This window comes from Streptomyces sp. P9(2023), assembly GCF_032436795.1.
In the GTDB taxonomy this organism is placed as follows: domain Bacteria; phylum Actinomycetota; class Actinomycetes; order Streptomycetales; family Streptomycetaceae; genus Streptomyces.
The window spans coordinates 1-276 of the sequence record NZ_JAUPWM010000434.1; the positions used below are offsets into that span (position 1 = coordinate 1).

1 protein-coding gene is annotated in these 276 nt (G+C 59.1%); it reads left to right on the plus strand.

The annotated features are described in order from the left end of the window. A partial coding sequence (locus tag Q5762_RS38245) for an NAD-binding protein (protein WP_315896921.1) occupies positions 1–276 on the plus strand: 276 nt, incomplete at both ends.

Below are 276 nucleotides of genomic sequence, written 5' to 3' on the forward strand. Positions count from 1 at the left end.
CAGCCGGTTCCTGGAGAGCGAGTCGATCGATTTCGTGGCACTGGACATGGACCCGACCATCCTCAAAGAGGCTCGCTTGGCAGGACATCCGGTTTTCTACGGCGATGCATCGGACCCCACCGAGCTGGAGAGTATCGGCCTGAGCCGCTCGAACCTGTTGATCATCAGTCATGATGACCGCACTGCCACCTTACAGACACTTCGCTACGTGCACGACACCGTCCCTACCTTGCCCATCGTGGTACGCACCCATGACGACAGTGGCACGGAGGAGTT